This is a genomic window from Gordonia sp. (in: high G+C Gram-positive bacteria), from assembly GCF_049299075.1.
Classification (GTDB): Bacteria; Actinomycetota; Actinomycetes; order Mycobacteriales; family Mycobacteriaceae; genus Gordonia.
This window is the reverse complement of sequence record NZ_JBAQWU010000359.1, coordinates 1-4239: the sequence shown is the minus strand read 5'-3', so window position 1 is coordinate 4239 and position 4239 is coordinate 1. Positions and strand designations below refer to the sequence as shown.

The following is a 4239-nucleotide window of genomic DNA, read 5'->3' as shown; positions in this document are numbered from 1 at the left end:
CTCAGGGGGCGGGGTGACTCAGGGGGCGGGGTGACTCAGGGGGCGGGGTGGCTCAGGGGGCGGTGTGACTTAGGGGGCGGGGAGCAGTTCGGTGCGGCGGGCGGCTACCTCGTCGACCACCGCTTCGCGGATGGCCTGTACGGCGCGGCTGGAGAGCCGCTCGCGCCGGGCCGCCAGGGAGAAGCCGAGGTGGACGTCTACTTGTTCGCGCAGGATCCTGCGCAACTCGGGATTTCGGTCGGCGACGAAGGCCGGGAGCAGACCGATGCCGCCGCCCGCGCGGACCGCTTCTACCTGGGCGAAGATACTCGTCGACATCAGTTTGGCCGGACTGTGCGGCAGGTGCTTGTCCAGGTCGAGTTCGCCGACCTGCAGCAGCGAATCGACGTACCAGATCAGCGGATGGTGCGGCAGTTCAGTGAGGGAGGCCGGGGCACCGTGGTCGGCGAGGTAGCGGTCTGTCGCATACAAGCCGAGGGCGTACTCGGTGAGCTTCTCGACCACCAGGCGGCTGCTCGCCGGCGTGCCGACCGAGATGGCCACGTCGAACCCCGACTGGTGCAGGTTCAACTCCCGCGTCACGGTGAGCAATTCGACGGTCAGCATCCGATGGCGGGCGCGCACCCGGGTGAGGGCCGGCGCGACGAAGTATGCGCCGAAGGCGTCCGGGGCGCTGACCCGCACATTGCCGCGCAGTGACTCCTCCTCGGTTCCGGCGACGACGTCGAGCGCCCGGGCCACGGCCGTCTCGATCGGGCCGACGGTATCGGCCACCTGGCGTCCGAGGTCGGTGAGCGCCCAACCGCTCGCGCCCTGCTCCACCAGCCGCACCCCGAGCGACTGTTCGAGGGCGCGGATTCGTCGGGTCACGGTGCTTGCATCGACGCCGAGATCGCCGGCCGCGACCGTGCGGCTGCCGGTGCGGGCGACGGCGAGCAGGTAGCGGAGGTCGTCGGCGCGGACATCGCGCGCTTCGATCGGCGGCCGGATCACCCTGCGATTGTAAATGGCTTCAGTGTTCCGGCCGTGCACATCTGCACGGCCGGGGTGCGCGGATGGCCGTTGACGGGGTCCGGCGGCGTTGGCAGAGTGCACCATATGAGCCAGATCATTCCGCACTTCATCGACGGCAAGCGCACCGACAACATCGACGGTCACGGTATCGGCCGCACCGCCGATGTCTTCACCCCGAGCACCGGTGCGGTACGCGCCAAGGTGGCGCTGGCCACCGCCGCCGAGGTGGGGGCGGCTGTCCAGATCGCGGCCGCGGCCCAGCCGGCCTGGGCGGCGAAGAACCCGCAGGTCCGCGCCCGCGTCATGATGCGGTTTGTCGATCTGGTGAATCAGAACATCGACGAGCTGGCCGAGCTGCTGTCCCTGGAGCACGGCAAGACCTTCGCTGACGCCAAGGGCGACATCCAGCGCGGCATTGAGGTGATCGAGTTCTCCATCGGAATCCCGCACCTGCTGAAGGGTGCGTACACCGAGGGGGCGGGCACCGGAATCGATGTCTACTCGATGCGGCAGCCGCTCGGCGTCGTCGCCGGCATCACCCCATTCAACTTCCCGGCGATGATCCCGCTGTGGAAGGCCGGTCCCGCGCTGGCCTGTGGCAACGCCTTCATCCTGAAGCCCTCCGAGCGGGATCCGTCCGTGCCGCTGCGGCTGGCCGAACTGTTCACCGAGGCCGGTCTGCCCGACGGGATCTTCCAGGTGGTCCATGGCGATAAGGAAGCCGTCGACGCACTGCTGGACCACCCGGAGGTCAAGGCCCTCGGCTTTGTCGGCAGCTCAGACATCGCGCAGTACATCTATGCGACCGCGGCCGCCAACGGCAAGCGTTCGCAGTGCTTCGGTGGCGCCAAAAACCACATGATCATCCTCCCGGATGCCGACCTGGATCAGGTTGTCGATGCGCTGATCGGCGCTGGCTACGGCAGCGCCGGTGAACGCTGCATGGCCATCAGCGTCGCCGTCCCGGTCGGCGAGCAGACCGCCGACGCTTTGCGCGAGAAGCTGGCCGAGAAGGTCCGTGCGCTGCGCGTCGGGCATTCCCTCGACCCGAAAGCCGACTACGGCCCGCTGATCACCGCAGCGGCGCGCGAGCGGGTCCTGGGCTACATCGATGCCGGCGTGCAGGCTGGTGCCGACCTCGTTGTCGACGGCCGTGAGCGCGGCGCCGACGACGCGACCTTCGACGGCGAGGATCTGAGTGGCGGCTACTACGTCGGACCGACGCTCTTTGACCACGTCACCAAGGACATGTCGATCTACACCGACGAGATCTTCGGCCCGGTGGTGACCATCGTCCGCGCCAAGGATTACGACGAGGCCCTCGCATTGCCGTCGGAGCACGAGTACGGCAACGGCGTCGCCATCTTCACCCGCGACGGCGACGCCGCCCGCGACTTCACCTCCCGCGTGCAGGCCGGCATGGTCGGCGTCAACGTGCCCATCCCGGTCCCGGTCGCCTACCACACCTTCGGCGGCTGGAAGCGGTCCGGTTTTGGTGATCTGAACCAGCACGGTCCGGCCGCGATCGAGTTCTACACCAAGACCAAGACCGTCACCTCGCGCTGGCCGTCGGGCATCAAGGATGGCGCCGAGTTCGTCATCCCGACGATGGACTGAGGCGGACCGGCCATGGCAGACATCTCCGGCGACCTCGCCGGGCTAGACGAGGACTCGGCCGCCCTGGTCAGTGCGGTCGCCGACTTCGCGGCCAAGAAGCTGGCCCCGCACGCCCTGGCGTGGGACGAGGCCAAACACTTCCCGGTCGACGAACTGCGACAGGCGGCCGCACTCGGCATGGGGGCGATCTATTGCCGGGAGGATGTCGGCGGCTCGGGGCTGCGCCGTCTGGACGGGGTGCGCGTCTTTGAGCAGCTGGCATACGCCGATCCGGCCGTGGGTTCGTTCCTATCGATCCACAACATGTGTGCCTGGATGGTCGACGCCTACGGCACCGACGCGCAGCGGGCGCAGTGGGTGCCATCGCTGGCGTCAATGGAGACCGTCGCCTCGTACTGCCTGACCGAACCGGGTGCCGGATCGGATGCGGCGGCGCTGGCCACCCGCGCCGAGCGCGATGGCGACGAGTTTGTGCTGACCGGGGTGAAGCAGTTCATCTCGGGTGCGGGTACCTCCGACCTGTACATCGTCATGGCGCGCACCGGAGATGCCGGACCCAAAGGCATCTCTGCTTTCCTCGTGCCCAAGGACGCGCCGGGACTGAGTTTCGGCGGGCAGGAGAAGAAGATGGGCTGGCATGCCCAGCCCACCGCGCAGGTGATTCTGGACGGCGTGCGCGTCCCGGCGTCGAGTCTGCTCGGCGGGATCGAGGGCATCGGTTTCACCATCGCGATGCACGGCCTCAACGGCGGCCGCCTCAACATCGCGGCGAACTCGCTCGGCGGTGCGCAGGCGGCTTTCGACCGGACCGTTGAGTATCTGCGGTCCCGCAGCGCATTCGGCAGCACACTGATCGATGAGCCGACGATCCGGTTCACCCTCGCCGATATGGCGACCGGGCTACAGACCTCGCGTCTGCTGCTCTGGCATGCGGCCACCGCCCTGGACACCGATGCCGCCGACAAGGTGGAGCAGTGTGCGATGGCTAAACGCTTCGTCACCGACACCTGCTTCACCGTCGCCGATCAGGCACTGCAACTGCACGGCGGCTACGGCTACCTCACCGAATACGGAATCGAGAAGATCGTCCGCGATCTGCGGGTACACCGCATTCTCGAAGGAACCAACGAGATCATGCGGGTCGTGCTCGGCCGCTCGATCGCGAAAGGACACTGACATGACCACTATCGCTTTCCTTGGGCTGGGCAATATGGGCGGCCCGATGGCCGCGAACCTGGTGGGTGCCGGGCACTCCGTGCGGGGCTTCGATCCGTCCGAGGCGGCGCTGGAAGCCGCCCGCGCCGCCGGGGTGCTCACCTGTGCCGCCGCGGTGGACGCCGTGGCGGACGCCGACGCGATCATCACCATGCTGCCCAACGGGGCACTTGTGGCGGCCACCTACGCGGCGGTGCTGCCGGCCGCGAAGCCGGGCGCCTTGCTCATCGACAGTTCGACGATCTCTGTCGACCAGGCCCGGGCGGTTGCCGCCCATGCGATCGCGGCCGGGTTCGCGGCGGTCGACGCACCGGTGTCGGGTGGGGTGAAGGGGGCCACCGCAGGCACCCTAGCGTTCATGGTCGGCGGCGCCGACGAGGCCTTCGCCGCGGC

General features: G+C 68.4%; 4 protein-coding genes. 3 read left to right on the top strand and 1 reads right to left on the bottom strand.

Annotation, left to right across the window (positions count from 1 at the left end):
* Positions 1 to 69: 69 nt before the first annotated feature.
* Entirely contained in the window at positions 70 to 993 is a 924-nt protein-coding gene (locus tag WAW85_RS11330; RefSeq protein WP_422559711.1) for a LysR family transcriptional regulator, read from the bottom strand.
* A gap of 105 nt (positions 994 to 1098) precedes the next feature.
* Here WAW85_RS11330 and WAW85_RS11325 point away from each other — a divergent pair, with 105 nt between their 5' ends.
* From WAW85_RS11325 to WAW85_RS11315, 3 genes are all read left to right on the top strand, one after another.
* On the top strand, positions 1099 to 2631 hold the full coding sequence (locus WAW85_RS11325) for a CoA-acylating methylmalonate-semialdehyde dehydrogenase (protein WP_422559710.1): 1533 nt from the start codon (positions 1099 to 1101) through the stop codon (positions 2629 to 2631).
* Between the two features lie 12 nt (positions 2632 to 2643).
* Entirely contained in the window at positions 2644 to 3807 is a 1164-nt protein-coding gene (locus WAW85_RS11320) for an acyl-CoA dehydrogenase family protein (protein ID WP_422559709.1), read from the top strand.
* Between the two features lies 1 nt (position 3808).
* On the top strand, positions 3809 to 4239 hold a 431-nt coding region (locus WAW85_RS11315; protein WP_422559708.1), incomplete at its 3' end, for an NAD(P)-binding domain-containing protein.